Origin of the sequence: Mesorhizobium sp. M0522 (genome assembly GCF_040321085.1) — a bacterium.
Lineage (GTDB): Bacteria > Pseudomonadota > Alphaproteobacteria > Rhizobiales > Rhizobiaceae > Mesorhizobium.
In genome coordinates, this window is sequence record NZ_JAMYQW010000020.1 from 96,109 (window position 1) to 119,927 (window position 23,819).

Annotated in this window: 25 protein-coding genes and 1 pseudogene; 19 read left to right on the plus strand and 7 right to left on the minus strand. The window is 62.1% G+C overall.

The genetic code is table 11. The annotated features are described in order from the left end of the window. The first annotated feature begins 18 nt into the window (after positions 1-18). The 5 genes from NKI58_RS21035 to NKI58_RS21055 all read left to right on the plus strand — a co-directional run bounded on the left by NKI58_RS21035 (position 19) and on the right by NKI58_RS21055 (position 3,654). A complete protein-coding gene (locus NKI58_RS21035; RefSeq protein ID WP_352471669.1) occupies positions 19-435 on the plus strand; it encodes a hypothetical protein in 417 nt (138 codons plus the stop codon). A gap of 76 nt (positions 436-511) precedes the next feature. After that, positions 512-799 (plus strand): Asp-tRNA(Asn)/Glu-tRNA(Gln) amidotransferase subunit GatC, encoded by a 288-nt coding sequence (gene gatC, locus NKI58_RS21040; protein WP_023674910.1) that lies wholly within the window; start codon positions 512-514, stop codon positions 797-799. A gap of 7 nt (positions 800-806) precedes the next feature. Beyond that, positions 807-1,265 (plus strand): GNAT family N-acetyltransferase, encoded by a 459-nt coding sequence (locus tag NKI58_RS21045; protein ID WP_352620059.1) that lies wholly within the window; start codon positions 807-809, stop codon positions 1,263-1,265. Then, positions 1,265-2,830, plus strand: coding sequence for an amidase (locus tag NKI58_RS21050; protein ID WP_352624901.1), 1,566 nt, complete (start codon positions 1,265-1,267; stop codon positions 2,828-2,830). The genes NKI58_RS21045 and NKI58_RS21050 overlap by 1 nt, the downstream gene beginning before the upstream one ends. Positions 2,831-2,859: 29 nt before the next feature. Beyond that, a complete protein-coding gene (locus NKI58_RS21055; RefSeq protein WP_023674913.1) occupies positions 2,860-3,654 on the plus strand; it encodes a YdcF family protein in 795 nt (264 codons plus the stop codon). On the opposite strand, the gene NKI58_RS21060 is transcribed toward NKI58_RS21055, so the two are convergent. After that, positions 3,603-4,346, minus strand: coding sequence for a DUF599 domain-containing protein (locus tag NKI58_RS21060; RefSeq protein WP_352853727.1), 744 nt, complete (start codon positions 4,344-4,346; stop codon positions 3,603-3,605). The two genes, NKI58_RS21055 and NKI58_RS21060, sit on opposite strands and share 52 nt — an antisense overlap. Before the next feature lie 170 nt (positions 4,347-4,516). Here NKI58_RS21060 and NKI58_RS21065 point away from each other — a divergent pair, with 170 nt between their 5' ends. From NKI58_RS21065 to NKI58_RS21080, 4 genes are all read left to right on the plus strand, one after another. Continuing rightward, entirely contained in the window at positions 4,517-5,920 is a 1,404-nt protein-coding gene (locus NKI58_RS21065; protein WP_352624899.1) for an L-serine ammonia-lyase, read from the plus strand. 85 nt (positions 5,921-6,005) lie between these two features. Next, the gene (locus tag NKI58_RS21070; protein ID WP_023674916.1) at positions 6,006-6,443 is read left to right on the plus strand and encodes a DUF1489 family protein; all 438 of its coding nucleotides are present in this window, start codon (positions 6,006-6,008) and stop codon (positions 6,441-6,443) included. A 124-nt stretch (positions 6,444-6,567) separates the two neighbouring features. Continuing rightward, a complete protein-coding gene (locus NKI58_RS21075; protein ID WP_352785237.1) occupies positions 6,568-7,299 on the plus strand; it encodes a vWA domain-containing protein in 732 nt (243 codons plus the stop codon). Beyond that, a complete protein-coding gene (locus NKI58_RS21080; RefSeq protein WP_352593451.1) occupies positions 7,299-7,997 on the plus strand; it encodes a DnaJ domain-containing protein in 699 nt (232 codons plus the stop codon). Before NKI58_RS21075 ends, NKI58_RS21080 begins: the two co-directional genes overlap by 1 nt. A 47-nt stretch (positions 7,998-8,044) precedes the next feature. Here NKI58_RS21080 and NKI58_RS21085 read toward each other — a convergent pair whose 3' ends face one another. Further along, positions 8,045-9,430: a D-alanyl-D-alanine carboxypeptidase gene (locus NKI58_RS21085; RefSeq protein ID WP_352785234.1), complete on the minus strand. Its 1,386-nt coding sequence runs from the start codon at positions 9,428-9,430 to the stop codon at positions 8,045-8,047. Positions 9,431-9,728: 298 nt separating this feature from the next. On the opposite strand from NKI58_RS21085, the gene NKI58_RS21090 reads away from it, so the two are divergent. From NKI58_RS21090 to clpA, 3 genes are all read left to right on the plus strand, one after another. After that, on the plus strand, positions 9,729-10,058 hold the full coding sequence (locus tag NKI58_RS21090) for a phasin family protein (RefSeq protein WP_352471661.1): 330 nt from the start codon (positions 9,729-9,731) through the stop codon (positions 10,056-10,058). A 274-nt stretch (positions 10,059-10,332) separates the two neighbouring features. Beyond that, positions 10,333-10,659, plus strand: coding sequence for an ATP-dependent Clp protease adapter ClpS (clpS, locus tag NKI58_RS21095; protein ID WP_023674921.1), 327 nt, complete (start codon positions 10,333-10,335; stop codon positions 10,657-10,659). A 6-nt stretch (positions 10,660-10,665) separates the two neighbouring features. Next, the gene (gene clpA, locus NKI58_RS21100) at positions 10,666-13,134 is read left to right on the plus strand and encodes an ATP-dependent Clp protease ATP-binding subunit ClpA (protein ID WP_352785231.1); all 2,469 of its coding nucleotides are present in this window, start codon (positions 10,666-10,668) and stop codon (positions 13,132-13,134) included. A 96-nt stretch (positions 13,135-13,230) separates the two neighbouring features. Here clpA and NKI58_RS21105 read toward each other — a convergent pair whose 3' ends face one another. From NKI58_RS21105 to NKI58_RS21120, 4 genes are all read right to left on the minus strand, one after another. Beyond that, complete coding sequence (locus NKI58_RS21105; RefSeq protein WP_352593442.1) at positions 13,231-13,662, minus strand: HIT family protein; 432 nt, start codon at positions 13,660-13,662, stop codon at positions 13,231-13,233. A 119-nt stretch (positions 13,663-13,781) separates the two neighbouring features. After that, positions 13,782-14,996, minus strand: coding sequence for a GNAT family N-acetyltransferase (locus tag NKI58_RS21110; protein WP_352636757.1), 1,215 nt, complete (start codon positions 14,994-14,996; stop codon positions 13,782-13,784). A gap of 40 nt (positions 14,997-15,036) precedes the next feature. Further along, the gene (locus NKI58_RS21115) at positions 15,037-15,765 is read right to left on the minus strand and encodes a glycerophosphodiester phosphodiesterase (RefSeq protein WP_023674925.1); all 729 of its coding nucleotides are present in this window, start codon (positions 15,763-15,765) and stop codon (positions 15,037-15,039) included. 14 nt (positions 15,766-15,779) lie between these two features. After that, positions 15,780-16,244, minus strand: a complete 465-nt coding sequence (locus NKI58_RS21120) for a RidA family protein (protein WP_352593436.1) — start codon at positions 16,242-16,244, stop codon at positions 15,780-15,782. A gap of 138 nt (positions 16,245-16,382) precedes the next feature. On the opposite strand from NKI58_RS21120, the gene NKI58_RS21125 reads away from it, so the two are divergent. From NKI58_RS21125 to tsf, 5 genes are all read left to right on the plus strand, one after another. Continuing rightward, entirely contained in the window at positions 16,383-17,210 is an 828-nt protein-coding gene (locus tag NKI58_RS21125) for a cell envelope integrity EipB family protein (protein ID WP_023674927.1), read from the plus strand. Between the two features lie 135 nt (positions 17,211-17,345). Beyond that, a complete protein-coding gene (locus tag NKI58_RS21130; RefSeq protein WP_352593433.1) occupies positions 17,346-18,644 on the plus strand; it encodes a lysophospholipid acyltransferase family protein in 1,299 nt (432 codons plus the stop codon). Between the two features lie 43 nt (positions 18,645-18,687). Further along, on the plus strand, positions 18,688-18,966 hold the full coding sequence (locus NKI58_RS21135) for a DUF4031 domain-containing protein (RefSeq protein WP_352455747.1): 279 nt from the start codon (positions 18,688-18,690) through the stop codon (positions 18,964-18,966). A gap of 204 nt (positions 18,967-19,170) precedes the next feature. Beyond that, complete coding sequence (gene rpsB / locus NKI58_RS21140) at positions 19,171-19,968, plus strand: 30S ribosomal protein S2 (RefSeq protein WP_031211288.1); 798 nt, start codon at positions 19,171-19,173, stop codon at positions 19,966-19,968. Between the two features lie 119 nt (positions 19,969-20,087). Continuing rightward, the gene (gene tsf, locus NKI58_RS21145) at positions 20,088-21,011 is read left to right on the plus strand and encodes a translation elongation factor Ts (RefSeq protein WP_352471655.1); all 924 of its coding nucleotides are present in this window, start codon (positions 20,088-20,090) and stop codon (positions 21,009-21,011) included. Here tsf and NKI58_RS21150 read toward each other — a convergent pair whose 3' ends face one another. Then, the gene (locus NKI58_RS21150) at positions 21,012-21,950 is read right to left on the minus strand and encodes a LysR family transcriptional regulator (protein ID WP_352853730.1); all 939 of its coding nucleotides are present in this window, start codon (positions 21,948-21,950) and stop codon (positions 21,012-21,014) included. Positions 21,951-22,064: 114 nt separating this feature from the next. Between NKI58_RS21150 and NKI58_RS21155 the strand changes: the two genes are divergently transcribed. Together NKI58_RS21155 and NKI58_RS21160 are read left to right on the plus strand one after the other, a co-directional pair. Beyond that, the gene (locus NKI58_RS21155; protein WP_023674932.1) at positions 22,065-22,493 is read left to right on the plus strand and encodes a nuclear transport factor 2 family protein; all 429 of its coding nucleotides are present in this window, start codon (positions 22,065-22,067) and stop codon (positions 22,491-22,493) included. Positions 22,494-22,546: 53 nt separating this feature from the next. Next, a pseudogene (locus NKI58_RS21160) lies at positions 22,547-23,652 on the plus strand (aldo/keto reductase). Positions 23,653-23,819 lie beyond the last annotated feature (167 nt).

A 23,819-nucleotide genomic window follows, 5' to 3' on the forward strand; every position in this document is an offset into this window, starting at 1 on the left:
CCGGTCCGGAACGATACGATGCGCTTGAGAAATTCTCTTTGCATTTCCATGCTGGTTGCCGCGTCGCCGACGCTGGCCGCGGAAAATTTCATCGAGGGCGTCTATCTGCAATCGGAGGACCTCTGCGCGCAGGCCAAAAAGGATACGCTGCAGACGGTGATCGAGGGCGGCAATATCGTGCTGTCGGCAAATGGCCTGGAAAGCATCGAATATAATTGTGAATTCCTGCAGATCACCAAAGCGACACGCTCACCAAGCTGGGCGGTGACCGCTATATGCCAGGAGCCGGGCTACGTCTTTCCCGATGTTCTCTCACTGACACAGATGAGCCCGAAGCAGATCGACTTGGTATCGGTTCGGCCTGCCGCCGACGAAGGCGAGCAGAGCGGCAACGGCGGCAGTTATTTCCTCTGCGACGGCGTGGCGATGCCATAGGGCAGTTGAAGGCACGATGCATGTTGCGCGGCACGCGCCGCGCCGCTATAGCGCTGGTTTTCCCCGAGGCACAAACATGTCCGTTGATATAAAAACCGTGAAGCGCGTCGCGCATCTTGCCCGTATTGCGGTGAGCGAGGAGGATGCAGAGCGCATGACCGGCGAATTGAACGCCATTTTGGGCTTTGTCGAGCAGTTGAACGAGGTCGATGTTTCCGGCGTCGAGCCGATGACCTCGGTCACGCCGATGGCAATGAAAAAGCGCCAGGACGTCGTCACCGACGGCGGCAAGGCAGCCGACATCGTCGCCAATGCACCGGCGACCGAAGAGAATTTCTTCCTTGTGCCTAAGGTCGTGGAGTAGCTGGCCGATGGCAATCGAGATCGCCACGGAGACGCCGCTGCAGGACGATGTGCGTGGGCTGGTCGAGGAGCTCAACGCCACATTGCTGGAGCTGACGCCGCCGGAGCATTGCTACCATTTGACGGTCGAGCAGATGGCGGACCGCGACACGACCGTCTTCATCGCCCGCGACAACGGCCTTGCCATCGGTTGCGGCGCACTGAAGCGCCACGATGCTGTCGTAGGCGAGGTCAAGCGCATGTATACGCGACCTTCGCATCGCGGCCACAAGATCGGCGCGAAGATTGTCGAGCGTATCGAGGCGCTGGCGCGCCAAGAAGGGCTTAAGCGTCTGGTGCTGGAGACGGGCGACCGTCATCCCGCCGCCTGGACCGTCTACGAACGCGCCGGTTTTTCGCGTTGCGGCCCGGTACTGGATTATCCCGATTCCGAGTGGTCGGTGTTTTACGAAAAGAGCCTTGCCTGATGAGCGACCTTACCCAGCTGACGATTTCGCAGGCCCGCGCCAAATTGCGCTCCAGGGAGATCACCGCCACCGAAATCACCGAGGCTTATCTATCGGCGGTCGAGCGAGCCAATCCGGCGCTCAATGCCTACGTCGTGGTCACCGACGACAAGGCGCGCGACATGGCCAAGGCCTCCGACGCGAAACTGGCCAAGGGCGAGGGCGAGTCGCTCGAGGGTATCCCGCTCGGCATCAAGGATTTGTTCGGCACCGAAGGTGTCCACACCCAGGCCTGCAGCCATGTGCTGGATGGCTTCAAGCCGCGCTATGAATCGACTATCACCGCCAATCTTTGGGCGGATGGCGCCGTCATGCTCGGCAAGCTCAACATGGACGAGTTCGCCATGGGCTCGTCCAACGAGACCTCGTATTACGGGCCGGTCATCAACCCGTGGCGGCGTTCGCGCCTCGACACGGTGGTGATGCCGACGACGCATCAGGGTGAGGGCGGCTTCGTTTCGGCGGGCGGCACCAGGACCGCGCGCACGTTGGACAATGCCCAACTGGTGCCGGGCGGTTCGTCCGGTGGCTCCGCATCAGCGGTCTCGGCCTTCCTGTGCGCCGGCGCCACCGCCACCGATACCGGCGGCTCGATCCGCCAGCCCGCCGCCTTCACTGGCACAGTCGGCATCAAGCCGACCTATGGCCGCTGCTCGCGCTGGGGGATCGTAGCCTTCGCCTCGTCGCTCGACCAGGCCGGGCCGATCGCGCGCGACGTGCGCGATGCCGCGATCCTGTTGAAGTCGATGGCTTCGGTCGACCCGAAGGACACGACGTCCGTTGACCTGCCGGTGCCGGACTACGAGGCGGCGATCGGCCGCCCGATCAGGGGCATGAAGGTCGGCATTCCCAAGGAATATCGTGTCGACGACATGCCCGCGGAGATTGAGGCGCTGTGGCAGAAAGGCATTGCCTGGCTGCGGGATGCTGGTGCCGAGATCGTCGATATCTCGCTGCCGCACACCAAATATGCGCTGCCGGCCTATTACATCGTGGCGCCGGCCGAAGCCTCGTCCAACCTCGCTCGTTACGACGGCGTCCGCTATGGGTTGCGCGTGCCCGGCAAGGACATTGTCGACATGTATGAAAAGACCCGCGCCGCCGGCTTCGGGCGTGAGGTCAAGCGCCGCATCATGATCGGCACCTATGTGCTTTCCGCCGGCTATTACGATGCCTACTATCTGCAGGCGCAGAAAGTTCGCAACCTGATCAAGCGCGATTTCGAAAATGTGTTCGCAGCAGGCGTCGACGTCATCCTGACGCCGGCAACGCCTTCCGCTGCCTTCGGCATCGCCGACGAGGACATGGCCGCCGACCCGGTCAAGATGTATCTCAACGACATTTTTACGGTGACGGTGAACATGGCCGGCTTGCCCGGCATAGCGGTTCCAGCCGGGCTCGACGCCAAGGGGCTGCCGCTCGGCCTGCAGCTGATCGGCCGGCCCTTCGACGAGGAAACGCTGTTCCAGACCGCCCATGTCATCGAACAGGCGGCGGGCACATTTCAGCCGGAAAAATGGTGGTAGGATCGTTTCTCATCTTGAGGGGGTGAGGGATGTTCTTCTATGTCTCCAAGGTTCTCGGGTTCTTCGTCGAGCCGTTGAATCTCGCGATCTTCCTGCTGCTGGCGGGGCTGATCGCGGCGATGTTCGGGCGGCGACGGTTGGCGACCGCCGGCAGCGCTCTTGCCTTCCTCATTCTGGCGGTTTCGATATGGAGCCCGCTCGGCCCCATGATGCTCAATCGGCTGGAGGAACGCTTCCCCAGGCCGCCGCTGCCGGAAAAGGTTGACGGTATCATAGTGCTTGGCGGCAGTCTGGATGGCGCCGTCAATCTGGTGCGTGGCGGCTATGAAATGAACTCCAGCGGCGACCGGATGGTCGAGGCGGCCGTGCTGGCGCGGCGGTTCCCGACAGCGAAAGTCGTTATCTCCGGTGGCAGCATCGAAACGTTCCGCGGCGGCGAAGGCGATGCAGATACCGCGCCGCGTTTTTTTGCCGCTTTCGGCGTGGCGGCCGATCGGCTGATCCTCGAGAACAAATCCCGCAACACCTACGAGAACGCTGTCTTTACCAGGGAACTGGTGACGCCGAAACCGGGCGAGACCTGGTTGCTGGTGACCTCGGCCTTCCACATGCCACGCGCCAAGGCGCTGTTCGACAAAGCCGGCTTTTCGACCGTTCCGTGGCCGGTCGACTATCGCACTTCCGGCAAGGAAAGCATCGGCACCTTGCCTTATCCCGGCGACTGGCTGGAGGTCACCACTGTTGCGATCCGCGAATGGATAGGGCTCACCGCTTATTGGCTGTCGGGCCGCATCGATCGGCCTTTCCCCGGACCGGGCGGCTGACCGAGCACCGCCTGCCGCGCCGCCGAGAAAAACTGGCGGCGCACCAGTACCGCCAGAAGCAGCAGCGTCGATAGCACGAAGACGGTGGGATCGACGAACCAACCAAGATAGCCGATCGAGAAGAACACGCCGCGCAGGCCCGAATTGAAATGCTTTCCGGCCAGCATGTTCATGCGCGCGGCACGCCACACCGCCGTTTCGGTGACCGGATTGCGCGACGCCTCGCCATCTGGAATCGGCACGGCGCCGATCAGGATCGAGCAATAGTTGAACAGCCGGTAAGCCCAGCCGAACTTGAAGAAGGAAAAGGCCAGGATCAGCACCAGCCCGAACACCTTCGTCTGGAAGGCCGCGCGTGAGGACGTGGCGCCAAACGGCAGGTCGCTCAGCACGGTCAGAACCTGATCGGAGGCGCCGAGCAGGGCAAAACAGCCGCCGATCGCAATCAGCGAACTGGAGGCAAAGAAGGCGGTCCCCTGTTGCAGCCCGCTCATGATAGCGGTGTCGACGATGCGGATCTCGCGTTCGGCCATGGTCCGCATCCAGGCCTCGCGCTGCGCGTTCATAGCCCTCGTCAGCGACATGCGGCTGACCAGCATTCCGTCGGCGGCGAGCGTATGCAGCACCCACGCGGTAAGGAAGAACCCCAGCGCCGCAAGGTCGGCCGTCGATAGGTGAAAGGAATCGCTCATGCGTTGCTTTTACCACAGGCGGAGGGGGCGCTTCGATGGTCGAAGCTGGAATGTCGCTGCCGGAGCAAACAAGGTCGGCAGGTGCAGCGCCGCGGTCCTTAAAACAGCGGAAAACATCATGGGAATTCCTATATGTAGACCTCAACAGGGTCCCAGGAGAAAACGCCCACGTGTTCCTTTCGGTTTTCGACTTGTTCAAGATCGGCATCGGCCCATCGAGTTCGCACACGATGGGGCCGATGACGGCCGCGCGGCGGTTTCTCGACGAGATTGCGGGAGACGACTGGCCGCGCCCGGCCGGCGCCAAGGTCGACCGGATCGCGGCCAGCCTGCATGGCTCGCTCGCCTATACCGGCATCGGCCATGGCTCCGATCGTGCCGTGGTGCTCGGCCTCGCCGGCCAGACGCCGCAGACGGTGGATCCCGACCTAGCAGACGGCATCGTCGCTCGCATCGCCGCCGAGAAGCGGATTTCGCCGCGCGGCCATTCGTCCTACCGTTTCGACCCGGCAACGGATCTTGTGCTGGATCGCAAGACGCCACTGCCGGGTCACGCCAACGGCATGGCCTTCTCTGCCTATGATGCCGGCGACCGGTTGCTGCTGAGGCGCGTCTACTATTCGATCGGCGGCGGCTTTGTCGTTTCTGAGGAAGAATTGCAGCGGATGAAGGCGAGGGGCTCGGCGACAACCGAAGGCAAGAAGGTTCCATATCCGTTCAAGAACGCCGTCGAAATGCTGTCCATGGCAGCGAAAAGCGGGCTTTCCATTGCCGAGATGAAGCGCGTCAACGAGGAGACGCAGATGTCGCGCGGGGAGCTCGACGCCGGCCTCGACGGCATCTGGAGCGCCATGAAGGGCTGCATCGAGCGCGGCCTGTCGCAAGACGGCATCATGCCGGGCGGACTCAAGGTGCGCCGCCGTGCCCGGATGCTGCACGACAAGCTGCAGGAGCAATGGCAGCAGAACCGGCCCAACCCGCTGCTCGCCAACGACTGGCTGTCGATCTATGCGATGGCGGTCAATGAGGAGAACGCTGCCGGCGGCCGTGTCGTCACCGCGCCAACCAATGGGGCGGCCGGCACTCTGCCCGCAGTGCTGCGCTACTGGTTGCATTTCCATCCCGAAGCCGACCAGCCCAGCATCCGCGATTTCCTGCTGACGGCGGCGGCGGTCGGCGGCATCATCAAAACCAATGCTTCGATCTCGGGGGCGGAAGTCGGCTGCCAGGGCGAGGTCGGTTCGGCTTCGGCAATGGCTGCGGCGGGATTGTGCGCCGTCATGGGCGGCACGCCCGAGCAGGTCGAGAATGCTGCCGAGATCGCGCTGGAACATCATCTCGGCATGACCTGCGATCCGGTCGGCGGCCTGGTGCAGGTGCCGTGTATCGAGCGCAACGCGCTTGGTGCCGTCAAGGCGGTGACCGCCGCTTCGCTGGCCATCAAGGGCGACGGCGTTCATTTCGTGCCGCTCGATGCCGCGATCGAGACGATGCGCCAGACCGGTCTCGACATGAACGAAAAGTACAAGGAAACCAGCCTTGGCGGATTGGCCGTCAATGTCGTGGAGTGTTGAGCGCCAATCTGGCGGCATGGACCACCACTGTGGAGAAGTCGATCAGGCCGTTGACGCGTTCGCGTGCTGGACTAAACCTTAAACGATGTCTCTCAATCTCATAAAGCTTTGCGTCGGCTGTGACAGCGTCGAGGATCTGGAAGAGTGGATTGCCTTCCGTCTCGACGAGCGGCGCCGCGCCGGCGAACCGGCCGAGCACTACCACACCACCCGCATGGTGCCGACGCGTGGCGCCGAGATTACCGGCGGCGGCTCGCTCTACTGGGTGATCAAGGGCAATGTCCAATGCCGCCAGCTGATCACCGAAATCCGGCCCTTCACCGATGACGAGGGCATCGGCCGTTGCCATCTGATCCTCGATCCCGAGGTCGTGCGCACTGACTGGCAACCGCGCCGTGCATTCCAGGGGTGGCGCTACCTGAAGCCGGCGGACGCGCCGGCCGATCTCGGCAAGGGCAAAGCCGGGCTGATCGAGATGCCGCCGAAGCTCAGGCGTGAGCTTGCCGATCTCGGCCTGCTCTGACGCCAAGAAACGCAACGCCAAGACCACCAGCCGAAGCGTTGTCCGCAGGTGCCATCATCACCGGTCCTCCAGGTCGCCTCATCTGGGCTTGCAAGCCGGGGAACAACGCCACATCTTGAATGTCATGAGCGACAAGAAGCAGCCCGTGTCTGCAAAGGCCAATCCTGCGCCGGTCGAGTCTCAATCGAGCACCGGCGAGATCGACGCGTTTCTCCGTCAGGCAAGGACGCTCGCTGCATCCGCCACCGGTTCAGGTAGGCTGATCCTGTCCCTCGACGCGACGATGAGCCGCCAGCCGACCTGGGATCTCGCCTGTGCGCTGCAGGCCGAGATGTTCGACGCCGTCGGCAAGGCCGGGGCGCTCAAGGTTCAACTTGTCTATTTTCGCGGCCTTGGCGAGTGCCGCTCGTCCGCATTCGTCACCGATACCGAAGCTCTGAAACAGCTGATGACGCGCATCGACTGCCGCAGCGGCCATACCCAGATCGGCAAGGTGCTCGCCCATGCGCTGAAACAGACGGCGGCGGCCAAGGTCAACGCGCTGGTCTATATCGGCGACGCGATGGAAGAAAACATAGATGATCTGGCCGAAAAGGCCGGCAGCCTCGGTCTGCACGGCGTTCCTGTCTTCGTCTTTCAGGAGGGCCATGATGACGCTGCGGAAAAGGCGTTCAAGGAAATTGCGCGGCTGTCGAAAGGGGCCTGGTTCCGGTTCGATCGGCGGGCTGCCGCGACGTTGGCCGGCCTGCTTTCGTCTGTCGCCGTGTTTGCGACCGGCGGGCTGAAAGCACTGGAGGCCCGGGGCAGGCCGGAGGATCGGCTGATGATCGAGCATATGCGGGGCGGCGGAAACTGATGGGCGCGATTATCGCTTTCGTAGCATTGCTTCTGGTGTTTCTCGGCACGGTCACTGTCTTCCTGCGCGCCGATCCGGCGAAGCTTGCAGGCGGCATGAGGACGCTTGGACCTGTGCTGCTCGGGCTGGTCGGCGTCGCCGTGCTGCTGGTCGGGCGCGAGGGCATCGGCGGCTTGATCCTGTCGGCTGCGCTCGCCTGGTACGGCTCCATGCGCATGAATCGGCCGGCGGCAAAACTGGCACCAGGCAAGCGTTCCACAGTTCGTACGGCGGCGCTTGAGATGGAACTCGATCACGATACCGGCGGCCTCGAAGGCCTTGTGCTGGCTGGGCGCCATGAAGGCAAGATGCTTGGCTCGATGGGGCTTGCCGAATTGCAGCAACTCTATCGCGAACTCTCCGGCGATCCGGAGAGCCGCCAATTGCTAGAGACGTATCTTGACGGCAGATTTCCCATCTGGCGCAAAGACGCTGATGCGAATGGTGGCGAAGGGCTGGGTGTTGCGCCAGGTTCTGGCGCCATGACTAAGGAGGAGGCCTACAAGATCCTTGGTCTTGAAGCGGGGGCTGCCGCGGCGGATGTCCGCAAGGCGCACCGCCGCCTGATGCAGCGCCTGCACCCCGATATCGGTGGCACGTCTTTCCTGGCGGCGCGGATCAATGAAGCCAAGGACGTCTTGCTCTCCAATCACAACTAGTCTCCTTCGACGCAGAACTTCGGGAAAGATATCGTTTCGCGCGCCGCTTACTGCTGGACGGCGTAGCACTCGATCTTCTTCTTTTTCAAAGCGTTGCAGGCTTTCCGGGCAGCCGTCTTCGAACCGAAACCACCGAACCGGGCGCGGTAGTAGGTGACACCGTCCTTGTCGAAGGCGACGGTGAAACCGGAGGCATCGGTCAGAACGGAGGGCGCCTGCTTCGTCGCCTTGTCGAGGAAAGCCTTCGCTTCGGCCTGTTTTGGCGAAGAGGCGACCTGTATTGCCCAGCCGGATGGCACCGACGCCGTGCTGACCGGATCGACCTCTGCCGCCGGTTCGGCATAGGCTGCGGCGACCCGGGCTGTCGCCACGTCGTCCACCGTCGACACAGCCGTCGTCTTGACCCTCTTGGCCTGAACGACCGGAGCGGTCTCTTCAACGACGGGCGCATTTTCCTCGACAAGAGAGGCAACGGCATCGTCGTCCGGCTTACTGTCCGGTGTCGGCGCGTCATGCTTCGGTAGAAGCACCTTGGCCAAGGCTGAAATCGGATTGCCGCCGGCCTTGGCAACCAGCACGCCGCCGCCGCGCGACGACGCCTGCGGCATGTAGGCATTGATCAACCCGGCCATCTGGCTGTCGCGGCTGCCGCCGGACCTGCCGCCCATGACCACCGCTACGATGCGCCGATCGCCATCCGAGACCGAGGAGACCAGATTGTAACCGGAGGCGCGGGTGTAACCGGTCTTGATGCCGTCGACGCCCTTGATGCGTCCGAGCAGACGATTGTGGCCGTTGATGCGCTGCCGCCCGTAAAGAAAGGAGCGCTGCGAGAAATAGCCGTAATATTGCGGGAAATGCTCTCTCAGGGCGATGCCGAGCATCGCCATGTCGCGCGCGGTCGTGAACTGGCCGGGATCAGGCAAGCCGTTGGCGTTGCGGAAAACGGTTCCCCTCATGCCCAGCGCCCGCGCCTTGGCGGTCATCATGCGGGCGAAATTGGCTTCGTTGCCGCCGAGCATCTCGCCAAGCGCTGTTGCGGAATCGTTTGCCGATTTGGTCACCATCGACAGGATCGCGGTCTCGACCGTGACCGAGCCGCCCCGCTTGACGCCGAGCTTCGTCGGCGGTTCGGCAGCGGCATTGGCCGAGAACACGACCGGGGAATTCTTGCTGATCCTGCCCTTCGCCAACGCCTCGAACGTCAGATAGAGCGTCATCATCTTGGTAAGCGACGCCGGATAGCGCCGGCCATCGGCCTCCGACGAATAAAGCACCTTGCCGGTCTTGGCATCGATGACGATGGCCGCCGACTTGGCCGCCATGGATGAGGCCGCGTCCGCGACGACGAAGCTCATCGCCATGGCGAGGATCATGATCGTTTTGAGGGGGGACGCGGATTTGGAAACGAAGCCCGACAACGCCTTACGCACTGATAGTTCCTTTGAATTTCCGTTGCCTTGGAGGCGGCAAAGGGTCCTGCCTCACCTCCGGCCACGCTAACGCGGGCAGCGTTACCAATCCGTTTATGGTAACCGCCGCGTTCACCATTTTCTGTGGGATTGAGCTTCTCTTTATTCGAATCTTAGCGATTGCCGGCAGCTCACGATCCGCATTGCCGCGGGAATCTTGACTTTTGTGCACTGCACAATATATTTACACGCATTGCACAACGCGGCCCGGACAAGCCGCGTCTATCGTCCAAGGCAACCGTTCAAGGGAATGCGTGAAATGACCCAGACCTATGAAGATTTCAGCAAATACGGCAAGGAATTTGCGGACACCGGATTGAAGAGCTTCGCCTCGCTGTCCAAGGGTGCGCAGGCTATCGCCGCCGAGGCGGGCGAGTACACCAAGAAAAGCTTCGAAGCCGGCAGCGCCGCTGTTGAGAAGCTCTTTTCCGCCAAGTCGCTGGACAAGGCGATCGATATCCAGTCCGACTATGCCAAGCAGTCCTATGAGAGCTTCGTCACCGAAGCCACCAAGCTTGGTGATCTCTATGCCGAACTCGCCAAGGAAGCCTACAAGCCGTTCGAATCGATCGTCGCCAAGGCGAAGTAAATTCGACGAACATTCCGAGCCGGCCCCTGGGCTTGCAAAGACAGACCCGGTCGCGAACGCGCGGCCGGGTTTTTTCATGCCAGCTCGAAATCGGGGGCCTGCGGTCTTCACGATTTGAAAAATCGGTCAAGTTTGGCCACCTAGCCATATTGTCAGCTAAACAGAAGGGCTTAAAATCGTCCATCGAACACCTACATGTCGAGCATGCATGAGGATTCGAAAGAGGCAGGACTACGTGACTACAGGTTTGACTGCCACGAGCTACGTGGTGCGAATGCAGAACGGCAGCAACGGCAATGAGGCCGGTCGCGGCACGGCCGTCATCACGCGCACAAAAACCAAGACCAAGAAGCCCAGTCTGTATCGGGTCCTCATTCTTAACGACGACTACACACCCATGGAATTCGTGGTCCACGTGCTGGAGCGCTTTTTCCAGAAGGACCGCGAAGCCGCCACACGCATAATGCTTCATGTTCACAATCATGGGGTGGGCGAGTGCGGGGTCTATACATTCGAGGTGGCCGAGACCAAAGTGGCTCAGGTCATGGATTTCGCCCGACAGAATCAGCATCCGCTGCAATGCGTGATGGAGAAGAAGTGAGGTAACATGCCGGCTTTCTCCCAAGGCCTGGAAAAGGCGCTTCACCAAGCGCTGACGCTCGCCAATGAGCGGCACCATGAATATGCAACCCTTGAACATTTGCTGCTCGCCCTGATCGACGACACCGAGGCGGCGGCCGTCATGCGTGCCTGCAACGTCGATCTCGACGAGTTGAAGCAGACGGTCCTCACCTATATCGACACCGAGCTCGACAACCTCGTCACCGGCTACGATGAAGATTCCAAGCCGACTGCCGGTTTCCAGCGCGTCATCCAGCGCGCGGTGATCCATGTGCAGTCGTCAGGTCGCGAGGAGGTGTCCGGCGCCAACGTGCTCGTCGCCATCTTCGCTGAGCGCGAGAGCCACGCCGCTTACTTCCTGCAGGAACAGCAGATGACCCGCTACGACGCGGTCAACTATATCTCGCATGGCATCGCCAAGCGCCCCGGCGCTTCCGAGACGCGGACGCCGCGCGGCGCCGACGACGAGCAAGGCGGCCAGAGCGGGGCCGAGCCGCAAGAGGAAGGCGGCAAGAAGAAGCAGCAGCAGGACGCGCTGACTGCCTATTGCGTCAACCTGAACAACAAGGCCAAGGCCGGCAAGATCGATCCATTGATCGGTCGCGAGAGCGAGATCAACCGGACCATCCAGGTGCTGTGCCGCCGCTCCAAGAACAACCCGCTCTATGTCGGTGATCCCGGCGTCGGCAAGACGGCAATCGCCGAAGGCCTCGCCAAGCGTATCGTCGAGGGCGACGTTCCCGAAGTGCTGCACAATGCCACCATCTTCGCGCTCGACATGGGCACGCTACTGGCCGGCACCCGCTATCGCGGCGATTTCGAGGAGCGGCTGAAGCAGGTCGTCAAGGAGCTCGAGGATTATCCCGGCGCCGTGCTGTTCATTGATGAGATCCACACCGTGATCGGGGCAGGGGCCACCTCTGGCGGCGCCATGGATGCGTCGAACCTGTTGAAGCCGGCGCTGTCGTCCGGCGCGATCCGCTGCATCGGCTCGACCACCTACAAGGAGTTCCGTCAGTTCTTCGAGAAGGACCGCGCGCTGGTGCGGCGCTTCCAGAAGATCGACGTCAACGAGCCGACCGTCGAGGACGCCATCGAGATCATGAAGGGCCTCAAGCCCTATTTCGAGGAGTTCCACAAGGTTCGCTACACGAGCGAGGCGATCAAGGCTTCGGTCGAGCTCTCGGCGCGTTACATCAACGACCGCAAGCTGCCGGACAAGGCGATCGACGTGATCGACGAGACCGGCGCCTCGCAGATGCTGGTGCCGGAAGCCAAGCGCAAGAAGACCATCGGCATCAAGGAGATCGAAGCGACGATCGCCACGATGGCGCGTATCCCGCCGAAGACGGTTTCCGCCGACGACGAGAAGGTGCTGCAAGGTCTCGACATCGAGTTGAAGCGCGTCGTCTACGGCCAGGACACCGCGATCACCGCGCTGACTTCGGCCATCAAGCTGGCGCGGGCCGGCCTGCGGGAACCGGAAAAGCCGATCGGCTCGTACCTGTTCTCGGGTCCGACCGGTGTCGGCAAGACGGAAGTGGCCAAGCAGCTCGCCGCCTCGCTCGGCGTGGAGCTGATCCGCTTCGACATGTCGGAATATATGGAACGCCACACCGTTTCACGGCTGATCGGCGCGCCTCCCGGCTATGTCGGCTTCGACCAGGGCGGCCTTCTGACCGACGGCGTCGACCAGCATCCGCATTGCGTGCTGTTGCTGGACGAAGTGGAGAAGGCGCATCCGGATCTGTTCAACATCCTGTTGCAGGTCATGGATCACGGCAAGCTGACCGACCACAACGGCAAGCAGATCGACTTCCGCAATGTCATCCTGATCATGACCACCAATGCGGGCGCGTCCGACGCGCAGCGCGCGGCCATCGGTTTCGGTTCGACCAAGCGCGAAGGCGACGATGTCGAGGCGATCAACCGGCTGTTCACGCCGGAGTTCCGCAACCGTCTCGATGCGATCATTCCGTTCGGCTCGCTGCCGGTGCCGGTCATCCATCAGGTGGTGCAGAAGTTCGTCATGCAGCTGGAAGCACAGCTTTCCGAGCGCGGCGTGACATTCGACCTGTCGCAGGAGGCGATCGCATGGCTGGCCGACAAGGGCTATGACGAGCGCATGGGCGCCCGGCCGCTTGGCCGTGTCATCCAGGAGCACATCAAGAAGCCGCTGGCCGACGAGGTGCTGTTCGGCAAGCTCAAGAAGGGCGGCACAGTACGTGTCACTGTCGAGAAGAAGGAAACCGGCGAGACCGGCCTGAAGCTCGAATCGCTCGCCGACGAGGCGCCGGTGAAGCCGAAGAAGGAAGAGCCGGACGACGCGCCGAAGGCCAAGAAGGCGGTGGCGAAAAAGCCGGCCGCGAAAAAGGCGGTGGCGCAGAAGCCGGAGCCGAAAGGCAAGGATGGTGGCAAGCGCAGCCTTGTGCCGCAACTGCCGCGTAAGAACTGACGAATCCGCAAGTCAAAAAAAGCCCCGGAAACGGGGCTTTTTTTGTGACACCTTCCGATTAAGCACCCGGCGCCCGCCGGAGCGGTTTGCGCCGGTTCAGCTTGCCAGCGCCATCCGTATCTTGCCGGCGTTCTCGGCCAGGACTTCAGGCTTTTCCATCTGTCCGCTGTGCGGTTTCAGGGGAATGCCCTCGAAGCGCGGAATGACATGGACGTGAAGGTGAAAGACAGTCTGCCCCGAAGCTGGTTCGTTGAACTGCATAACCGTGACGCCATCGGCATCGAAGGCCTTCTTTACGGCCCGCGCAATTTTCTGGACGTGAGCGAAGAGCGGGCCAAGCGCCGCCGGATCCGCGTCAAGCAGGTTGCGCGACGGCGCTTTCGGCACCACTAGCGTGTGACCCTGCCCTTGCGGCATCACATCCATGAAGACGATGACCGCGTCATCTTCGTAGACGCGGTGCGAAGGGATTTCTCCGCGCAGGATTTTGGCGAAGATGTTGCTGCTGTCATAGGTTGCTTCGGCCATGGCGCGCGCTCCGGTTCTTGGCTCGCTGTCTCGTGTAGCGAAGCTGTTCCGGGCGGGCAAGACGATCGGTCGACATCGGCCGTGCCGGCCCGCTCGGCTGAGCGATTGGGCTCGCTACCCTACTCCGCCATGTCCTTGCGGAACGGGGTGTGCTCTTCCAGATATTCGCTCATCCGCTCGACTTCGCGCCGCTCGCGCTGGAGGTAGTCGGCCACTGCATTGCGCAGACCTGGATGGGCGATGTAGTGCGCCGAATGCATCGTCACGGGCCGGTAGCCGCGCGCCAGCTTGTGCTCGCCCTGCGCACCGGCTTCAACCACCTTCAGCTTGCGCGAGATGGCGAAATCGATTGCCTGATGGTAGCAGACCTCGAAATGCAGGAATGGGTGGTCCTCGATGCAGCCCCAATTGCGGCCGTAGAGCGCGTCTGAGCCGATGAAGTTGATGGCACCTGCAATGTAGCGCCCGTTGCGTTTGGCCATGACCAGCAGGATGTCGTCGGCCATGCGCTCGCCGATCAGCGAGAAGAAATCGCGGTTGAGGTAGGGCCGGCCCCATTTCCTGCTGCCGGTATCCATGTAGAACGCGAAAAAGTCGTCCCAGGCCTTTTCGGTCAGATCCTTGCCGGTCAGCCAGTCGATCGAGATGCCGTCGGCGAGGGCCTCGCGCCGCTCTTTCTTCATTGCCTTGCGCTTGCGCGAGGCTAACGTTGCGAGAAAATCGTCGTAGCTCGAGAAGCCTTCGTTGAAGAAGTGAAACTGCTGGTCGGTGCGATGCAGGAAGCCGGCCGCCGCCAATATCTGGACGTCGTCCTCCGGCGCGAAAGTAACATGCGCGGAAGACACGCCGAGCTTATCCGTCACCGCCTTCAGGCCGGCCGCAAGACCGGCCTTGACGGTGGGGCTGTCCTCGCCCCTGCCGACCAGCAGGCGAGGGCCGGTGACGGGTGTGAACGGCACCGCGCATTGCAGCTTCGGATAGTAGCGCCCGCCGGCGCGTTCGAACGCGTCCGACCAGCCATGGTCGAAGACATATTCGCCCTGGCTGTGCGACTTCAGATAGCAGGGGACCGCTCCGAGCAACTTGCCTCGCGCGGTTTCCAGCCTGAGGTGATGGCCTTGCCAGCCGGTGCGCCGAACAGCGCAGCCGGAATCTTCCAGCGCGCTCAAAAAAGCCAATGAAACAAGCGGGTTGTAGCCGTATTCTGCATCGCCGCGTGTAGTGCCGCCGAGGCTGTCCCATTCAGCGCTGGTAAAGGCGCCGATGCCCGCGGCGATGCGGATCGACAGCTCCGCATTCGCCGTTTGTCTTTCGCAGTCGTCCCCTTGATCCATGAGGCTTACTTAAGCTCGCTGCGGACCCATACAAGCCCGCTCAGGCAAGCCGTACCAGATCGGGCTCGAATCCTTCGAACGTCATCTGGTCGGCATATTTGAAGGTCAGGTCGACGGCAGGCTGGTCGTGCACGGTCCAGGTGATCACCGGCATACCGAGTCTCTCTCGCACGAAGGAGACGAACCGGTTCGGCAGGTCGCCGGCAGCGTAGGAGGTGAAGGCGATGTCATGCGCCAGCATGGCGAAATGCGCCTCGATCAGGTGGTTGTCGTTGCCGTAGGCGGTCAACCCGCCGGGTATGCCGGGTGCATATTTCGGGAACTCGCGGATCAGCCAATGGTCGAACGACATGATCGCGGTCTTGCCCTTGTAATGCTTGAGCATCTTGCCGACGCTTTCGACCAGGCCTTCGTCGTGCCCGGCAGCACCTTTCAGCTCGACAACCATCGGCACACGGCCGTCGACCAGATCAAGCGCCTGCTGCAGCGTCGGCAAATGGTCGGCGGTGCCGCCGACCTTCAGCGCCGTGATCTCTGCAGCCGTACGCTGCCAGACGAAGCCGTCCTCGCCGGTCAGCCGCCGCAGATCGCCATCGTGGATGATGACGGGGACGCCGTCGGATGATAGGTGCACATCGCATTCGATCGCGTAGCCGCGCTCGGCCGCCGCAGCGAAGGCGGAAAGGGTGTTCTCCCAGCGCGTCTTGTTCATGTCGTGGAGGCCGCGATGGGCGACGGGCCGGGCGGTCAGCCAGGAAAGATCGGTCATGGTTGCAGTCCCGGTCATTCGACTTCGAAGATCGCTTCGATTTCCACTGCGGCATTAAGCGGCAGGGAGGCGGTGCCGACGGCGGAGCGAGCGTGCTTGCCGCGATCGCCGAGCACGGCGGCGAGAAAATCCGAGGCGCCGTTGGCAACCAGATGCTGTTCGACAAAATCCGGTGCCGAGGCGACGAAGACGGTGATCTTCACCAAGCGACGGATTTTCTCGAGATCGCCAAGTGCCGCCTGAGCCTGGGCCAATATGTTGATCGCACAGTATTTTGCGGCTTCCTTGCCGGTCGCGGTGTCGACATCGCGGCCAAGCAGTCCGCTCGCCTGGAGCTTGCCGTCCTTGAGCGGCAACTGCCCGGCGGTGAACAGCAGATTGCCGGTCCGGCAATAGGGCACGTAATTGGCGGCGGGCGCGGCGGCGGCCGGCAGCGTCACGCCGAGATCGCTTAGCCGCTTTTCGATTGTTTCGCTCATGCTATTTCCCTATTGCTTGAAGGTGCCGCGCAGGCCGGGCCGAAATTGCTATTTTTGCCTCGCTTCCGCCACGACTTTTTTTAAGCTGGACCATCTTTCCATGCGGCCTGCCATTAGCCGCGATGATCGGAGCACCCCATGCGCGCAACGCGCCTCGCATTCAACGCCGTTCTCTTGACAGCGGCTTCCTGGGCGGCTCCCGCTTTTGCGGTGCCTGCGCTGCAGGCGCATCGTGCTGTTTACGACATTTCACTCGACAAGGCTTCAGACCGTTCCGGTATTACCGGCATCACCGGCCGCATGGTCTACGAGTTCAACGGCTCGCCTTGCGAGGGCTATACAGTAAAGTTCCGTTTGGTGACCCAGATCGTAACCAGCGACAACACCAGGCTGACCGACCAGCAGATGACCACCTTCGAGGATGCCGAGGGCAAGACCTTCTCCTTCGTGAACAAATCCTTTGTCGACCAGAACCTCGACAAGGAGGTCAAGGGTACCGCAACGAAGGAAGCCAACGGTCTCAAGGTCGATATCGACAAGCCCGAGAAGAACAGCCTGGAACTCGCGCCGACCCAGTTCCCGACCCAGCAAATGGTCGAAATGATCGGCAAGGCGGAAAAGGGCGAGCGTTTCTACGAAACCAACCTGTTCGACGGCTCTGAGGATGCCAACAAGGTGGTGACCACCACCGTCGTCGTCGGCAAGCAAGCCGATGCCGACAATGCCGATCCGGAAGCGCCGGCGCTGGCCAAGCTCGCCACCGACAAATACTGGCCGGTCGACATCGCCTATTTCGATGATGCCGACAAAGGCGGCGAGGAGGTGCCGGAATACCGGATCAGCTTCAAGCTGCACAAGAACGGCATCACGCGCGATCTCGTCATGGACTATGGCGAGTTCTCAATGACCGGCAAATTGGTCAATCTGTCGCTGTTCGATCAGCCAAAGACCTGCCCGTCTAAATAAGCTCGAGTGAACGGCAAGCCGCCGGCCGCTATCCGGGATGGTAGCGCTTAATCTTGCGGGGCAAGTCGCATCGACTTGAGCATGCCGCAATTGCCTATCAACGTCTTATGACAGTATGGGCCGCGGGGGAGCAGGTTGAGCAGGATCGACGTTTTTGTGGCGCCGCGGCCCAATGCGACGCTGATCAACGCTATGACATTCGTCAACCGGATTGTCATGCTGCACGGCGTTCCGGGGTTTCGCGACCTGTTGCCATTCAACCGTCTGGCCGGTTTGCGCGGCGTCGCCAATGTCCGCCACATCGATTTTCCGGAGAATGACCGGCAAAGGCTGAAGGCTTGTTGCGGCGCGGGCAAGGCGACGTTCATCACGCCCAACCATCCCGAATTCTTTACCGACTGGATGATCGACAAGGAGGTCGTCTCGCGGGTAAGCCCGCTGGCGGCATCCTGGGCCACGCACGGCGTCGTCAACGGGCTTGGCCGGCTGATGCAGAAATTCTGGTTGGCCAACAATCTGATCGCGCAAATCCCGGGCAACAGCGCGGCCGCCAAGGAACATTCGGTGGCCTGGGCGCTGAAGGGGCACGGCGTGCTCCTGCATCCCGAAGGCGGTGTCGGCTGGCATGCCAACATCATTGCCCCGCTGCTGCCGGGCGCGGTCGAAATGGGGTTCGAGGCGCTGAAGCGCGGCCGCCTGACGGATCCGGACTTCAAGGTTTGGATCGCGCCCGTGATCTGGAAGCTTGCTTTCACGGGGAATGTCGAGGCAGCGCTGGCAAAGGAATGCGCCTATGTCGAGCACAGCCTGAAGATCGAACGCCGTGCCGCCAATTCGCTGCCGGAGCGCATCCATCATATCTATGCGACCTTGCTGTCGCGCGATGAGGCTGCATATGGCCTGCGGTCCGATGAGCGGGCTTCGTACGACGCACGTCAAAAGGACCTGCTGACCGAACTCGGCCGTCGCCTTGCCGAACTTGTCTCGGTCGACGCCGGCACGCTCGACACTGCCGAGCTTTTGCGCCGGTCGCGGCGCTGGCTGGGGGAGAACATGGACGGCACCGAAATCCAGAAGCAGGTCCGAACGCTGGCAGATACAATCCAGCGCCTGCAGCGTGTCGGGCCGTGGGCTTCAGCCAATCCGCGCATCACGCAGGAGGAGATCGCCGAACATTTGAAGCGGATCCGCAACGACTATTGCAAGGGTACGCTGCGCGATACGATCAACCGTTTCGTGCCGCAGCCGGCAGGCCCACGCCGCGCCTATGTCCGGGTACCGGAGCCGCTAGGCTTGCACGCCTATCAAGGCTCCGTCGAGGAGGCACTCGCCGAACTGCACGACCGGATGCAGGAGACCGTCACCAGGACGATGACGCAACTCGAGGCCGGCGGCGGCTTCATTTTCTATGCCAATCCCTTCTATCATCGTTAGCGGCGTGTTGGTCGGCGCAAGATGAAGGAGTGCGGCAAATCTCATGGCGGTCTATGTCGATGCGGCGATCTGGAAATGGATCGGCCACCGCTGGTGCCATCTGCTGGCAGACGACACCGACGAGCTGCATCGCTTTGCCGGGCAGCTCGGCATCAAGCGCGCGTCCTACCAAGGACCGCCGAAGACATCGGCACCGCATTATGACATAACCGGGTTCGAGCGCGACCGCGCAGTGCGGTTAGGCGCCATCGAATGCAGCCGCGAGGAGATCGTCGCCGTTTTCCGGCGTGTGCGGGTGCCGAAGGGGAAGATGCGGCGATGACACCGGTGCGCTGATCGCCGCACGCTGAACCACAAGACGCCACAACGCTTGCGTTTGTCGCGCTTCCCCTCTATATGCGCGCTCATTCCACACACGGACTTTGGTGTCTGCCCGGGAGAAATCCGGCTGAAACCTCCGGTGGCGTTCGAGGACAAAGTCCAAAAATGCCTGTGTCCGTGGAGGCTAACCGGAAAGGAAATAAGAATGGCTCTGCCTGATTTCAGCATGCGCCAGCTATTGGAAGCTGGCATTCACTTCGGCCACCAGACCCACCGCTGGAACCCGAAAATGGCGCCCTATATCTACGGCGCCCGCAACAACATACACATCATCGACCTCTCGCAGACGGTGCCTTTGCTGCACCAGGCGCTGAAGCAGGTTTCCGACACTGTTGCCAAGGGCGGCCGCGTGCTGTTCGTCGGCACCAAGCGCCAGGCCTCCGACATCGTCGCCGATGCCGCGCAGCGCTCGGCCCAGTACTATGTCAACTCGCGCTGGCTCGGCGGCATGCTGACCAACTGGAAGACGATCTCGAATTCCATCCAGCGCCTGCGCAAGCTCGACGAAATGCTGGCCGGCGAGGCTCAGGGCCTGACCAAGAAGGAGCGCCTCAACCTCGACCGCGAGCGTGAGAAGCTCGACAAGGCGCTGGGCGGCATCAAGGATATGGGTTCGACGCCCGATTTGATGTTCGTGATCGACACCAACAAGGAAGCGATCGCCATTCTCGAGGCCAAGCGTCTCGGCATCCCGGTCGTTGCCATCATCGATTCCAACTGCGACCCGGACAAGATCGACTTCCCGATCCCCGGCAATGACGACGCGGCCCGCGCCATCCAGCTGTATTGCGATTTGATCGCCAAGGCAGCTATCGACGGCATCGCCCGTCAGCAGGGCGCGCTCGGTGTCGATATCGGCGCATCGGTCGAGGCTCCGGTCGAACCGGCGCTCGATCAGACCCCGGCCGCCGAGAGCCCGGCAGCCCAGACCCCGGAAGCATAGTAGCGAAGGCCGGCTGCGGCCTTCATCTTTCCAATATGTTGGCGCGGTAAGCGCTACCGGCACCAGGCGCATCATCGAAAATCGATGGTGCGTCAGTGCATTTAGACAAAGAGGCGACAATGAGCATTTCGGCTGCACAGGTCAAAGAACTCCGCGACTTGACCGGCGCGGGCATGATGGATTGCAAGGCGGCGTTGAACGAGACCAACGGCAATATGGAAGAAGCCATCGACTGGCTGCGCAAGAAGGGCATTTCCAAGGCCGACAAGAAGGCTGGCCGTACCGCTGCCGAAGGCCTGATCGGCGTAGATTCCGGCGTCCGCGAGGCAGCGATTGTCGAGGTCAATTCCGAGACGGACTTCGTTGCCCGCAATGCTGCGTTCCAGGAGATCGTCGCCAATGTCGCGAAGGTCGCGCTTGCCTATGGCGGCAAGACCGAGGCCGTTGCCGCCGCTCCCTATCCGGGCTCGGGCAAGTCGGTCGCCGAGACCATCAAGGACGCTGTCGGCACCATCGGCGAGAATCTGGGCTTCCGCCGCTCGGCCAAGCTCACCGTCGAGCACGGCGCTGTCGCAACCTACGTTCACAATGCAGTCGCCGACGGCCTTGGCAAGCTCGGCGTGCTAGTGGCCATCGAGACGACAGGCAACGCGCATGCCGCCAACGCCTTCGCCCGTCAGGTTGCCATGCATGTCGCTGCCACCAATCCGATGGCCCTGACCACCGAAGAGCTCGATCCGGCCGCAGTGGAACGCGAGAAGGCGATCTTCGCCGACCAGGCGCGCCAGTCCGGCAAGCCGGAAGCGATCATCGAGAAGATGGTCGAAGGCCGTTTGCGCAAGTTCTATGAAGAGGTCGTGCTGCTCAAGCAGGCTTTCGTGCTCAATCCCGACATTACCGTCGAGAAGGCGCTGAAGGATGCCGAAAGCGAAATCGGGGCGCCAGCCAAAATCGCTGCCTATCTGCGCTTCGCGCTCGGTGAGGGCATCGAGAAGGAAGAGACCGATTTCGCGGCGGAAGTCGCGGCAGCGGTCAAGAAGTAACTATTCGTTTGAAAGGCTTTTTCGGCCGGGTATCCGCGAGGATGCCCGGCCGATTTCTTGCGCGGTGTCGATGAAGGCGCGGAGCTTCGGGGCCATCGCGGCGCGGCGCGGGAAATAGAGGAACAGTCCCGGTTCCTCGATCGATGCCTCGCCAAGGACTTCGACCAGCCGGCCTGCCTCGATGTCGGGCTTGACAAGCGGCTCGAACAGATAGGCGAGGCCGATGTCGGCAAGCGCCATTTCCCTTGCCGACAGCGGATCGCTGACGACCACGCTGCCGCGTGTCTCGACGCTGATATCCTTGCCCTGATCGGACAGATCCCAGCGATAGAGCGCACGTGATCGCAACAGCCGATAGCCGATGCAGTTGTGCGCGGCGAGATCGGCCAACGCCCATGGCCGCCCGCGCCGGCCGACATAGGCCGGCGAGGCAACGATGATGCTGCGGAAAGGCCCTGTCAGTCGCACCGTCACCATATCCTCGGCGATCATCTCGCCCAGCCGGATGCCGGCGTCGAAACCCTCGCCGACGATATCGCTCAGACGTTCGTCGGTGACGATCTCCACCGTCACGTCAGGGTAACGTTCCGCCATCGCCGTCAGGATGGGCATCAGCGCCAGAGGCAGCGCCAAACGCGGCGCGTTGATCCTGAGCAGTCCGCTTGCCCGGCCTTTGACAGAGCGGATACGTTCGATCCGGTCGGCAATGTCTTCCAGCGCCGGCTCCGCCGCAGCGACAAGCGCGGTGCCAGTCTCGGTCAGCGAGACGCTGCGCGTGGTGCGGGCAAACAACGGCTGGCCGATTCGCTCCTCTACCAGCCGAACCGCATGGCTGACCGCTGACGGGCTCATGCCGAGCTCGGCGGCTGCCGGCGCGAAGCCGCCACGCCGCGCGACGGCAACGATTACAGGTAGGTGGCTAAGCAGATCGCGGTCCATTCATGCATGATATCGCATAGTCCATTCGGATAATGCAATCTTATCGGCGGAGAAAGGAGGGCGCATCTTTGGCTGCATCACACGGCAATCGCCGAGCAGCCAAGGAGACGTCTAATGACCGACCTCGATTCCGAACGAACCCGTAATCTCGAGACCGTGCGTAAATTCTTTGATCTGATGCACCGCAAGGACATTGAGGCATGGGGCGACCTTTGGGCTGAAGATGGCCGTATACTTGTCTTCTACCCGCCGGCAGGATTTGGAAACAGCATCGATGGTAAAGCCGCGATCCTGGCGGCCTTCCGAGGCCTCTTCGGTAATTTCGAATCCTTCGATTCGCAGCTGACAGCCATCTATCCGGCAGCGGATTCGGACGCGATCGTCGTTGAGTACAAGAACCGCGCGGTGCTGATCGGCGGCACTGAATACACCAACAGCAATATCGCGATTTTCCACTTCAAGAGCGGTCTGATCAGCACCTACCACGATTATTTCGATCCGCGCCGCTTCCAGGTGGTGGTCGATGCGCTGGCCAAGGCCTGACTGCGTATCCCAGGCAAGACCTCAATCCCGCTTTCAAACTTCAGGAGAAATCCATGACCATGTCCTACTACACGCTCGGCAACAGCGGGCTGCGTGTCACCCGCCTGGCGCTCGGCACCATGACGTTCGGCACGGAATGGGGCTGGGGCGCGGAGAAGGAAACCGCGCGCGCCTTGGTTGATGCCTATGTCGAAGCCGGTGGCAATTTCTTCGATACCGCCGATCTCTATACCGGTGGCACGGCCGAAACCTGGCTCGGCGAATTCATCGCCGAGCGTGGGCTGCGCGACAAGGCGGTGATCAGTACCAAATTCACCTACAACGCCGAACCGGGCAACCCGAACGCCGGGGGCAACGGCCGCAAGAACATCCTGCGGGCGATAGACGGTTCGCTGAAGCGGCTCGGCACCGACTACATCGACCTCTACATCCTCCATACCTGGGACAGGCTGACGCCGCCGGAGGAGGTGATGCGGACGCTGGACGATCTGGTGCGCGCCGGAAAGATCCGGCATGTCGGTATGTCCGACGTGCCGGCCTGGTACGCAAGCCGGGCGCAGGCCGTCGCCGAGCATCGCGGCTATGAACCGGTTTCGGCGCTTCAGCTCGAATATTCGCTGGCCGAGCGCAACATCGAGCACGAGTTCGTGCCGTTCGGCACGCGCTATGGCGCCGGAATCATGGTCTGGAGTCCATTGGCCAGCGGCCTGCTCAGCGGAAAATACCGTTTCGATACAATCGTCGAGGATGGTGGCCGGCTGGAGACAATGCGTGGTTCGACCAATCCCGGTTTCCAGAAATTCACCGATCGCAACTGGCAAATCGTCGCCGAACTGGAGAGGGTTGCCGGCCAGCTCGGCCGCAGCATGGCCCAGATCGCCTTGAACTGGACGGCAAACAGGCCAGGCATTGCATCCGTCATCGTCGGCGCCACCAGGCTTGACCAGCTCAGGACAATCTCGGCGCGCTTGATTTCGACATTCCCGAAGATCTTCGGGCACGGCTCGATGCGGTGAGCCGGCCGGTCACGCCCTTTCCGTATTCGTTCTTCGGCCCTGAAATACAAGGCGGCCTGACCGGTGGGCAGGCGGTTGGCGGTAAGCCGGCAAGCTATCTGCCGGATCTGCTCATGCGAGGCACTTTTGCCGGCGTGAGCTGACGGCTATCCCGGTCCACGATCTCAACTTTCCGGCTCGGGGGGCCGCGGGGCAAGGGGGGGCCCGGGGGTTTAGGGACCGCCCGGGGTTTGGGGGGGGCCCCAACACCGGCCCCGCCCCAGGGGGCGGGGCCCGGTACGGGGGGGGCCCGCGAACCCCGGGGGGGTTT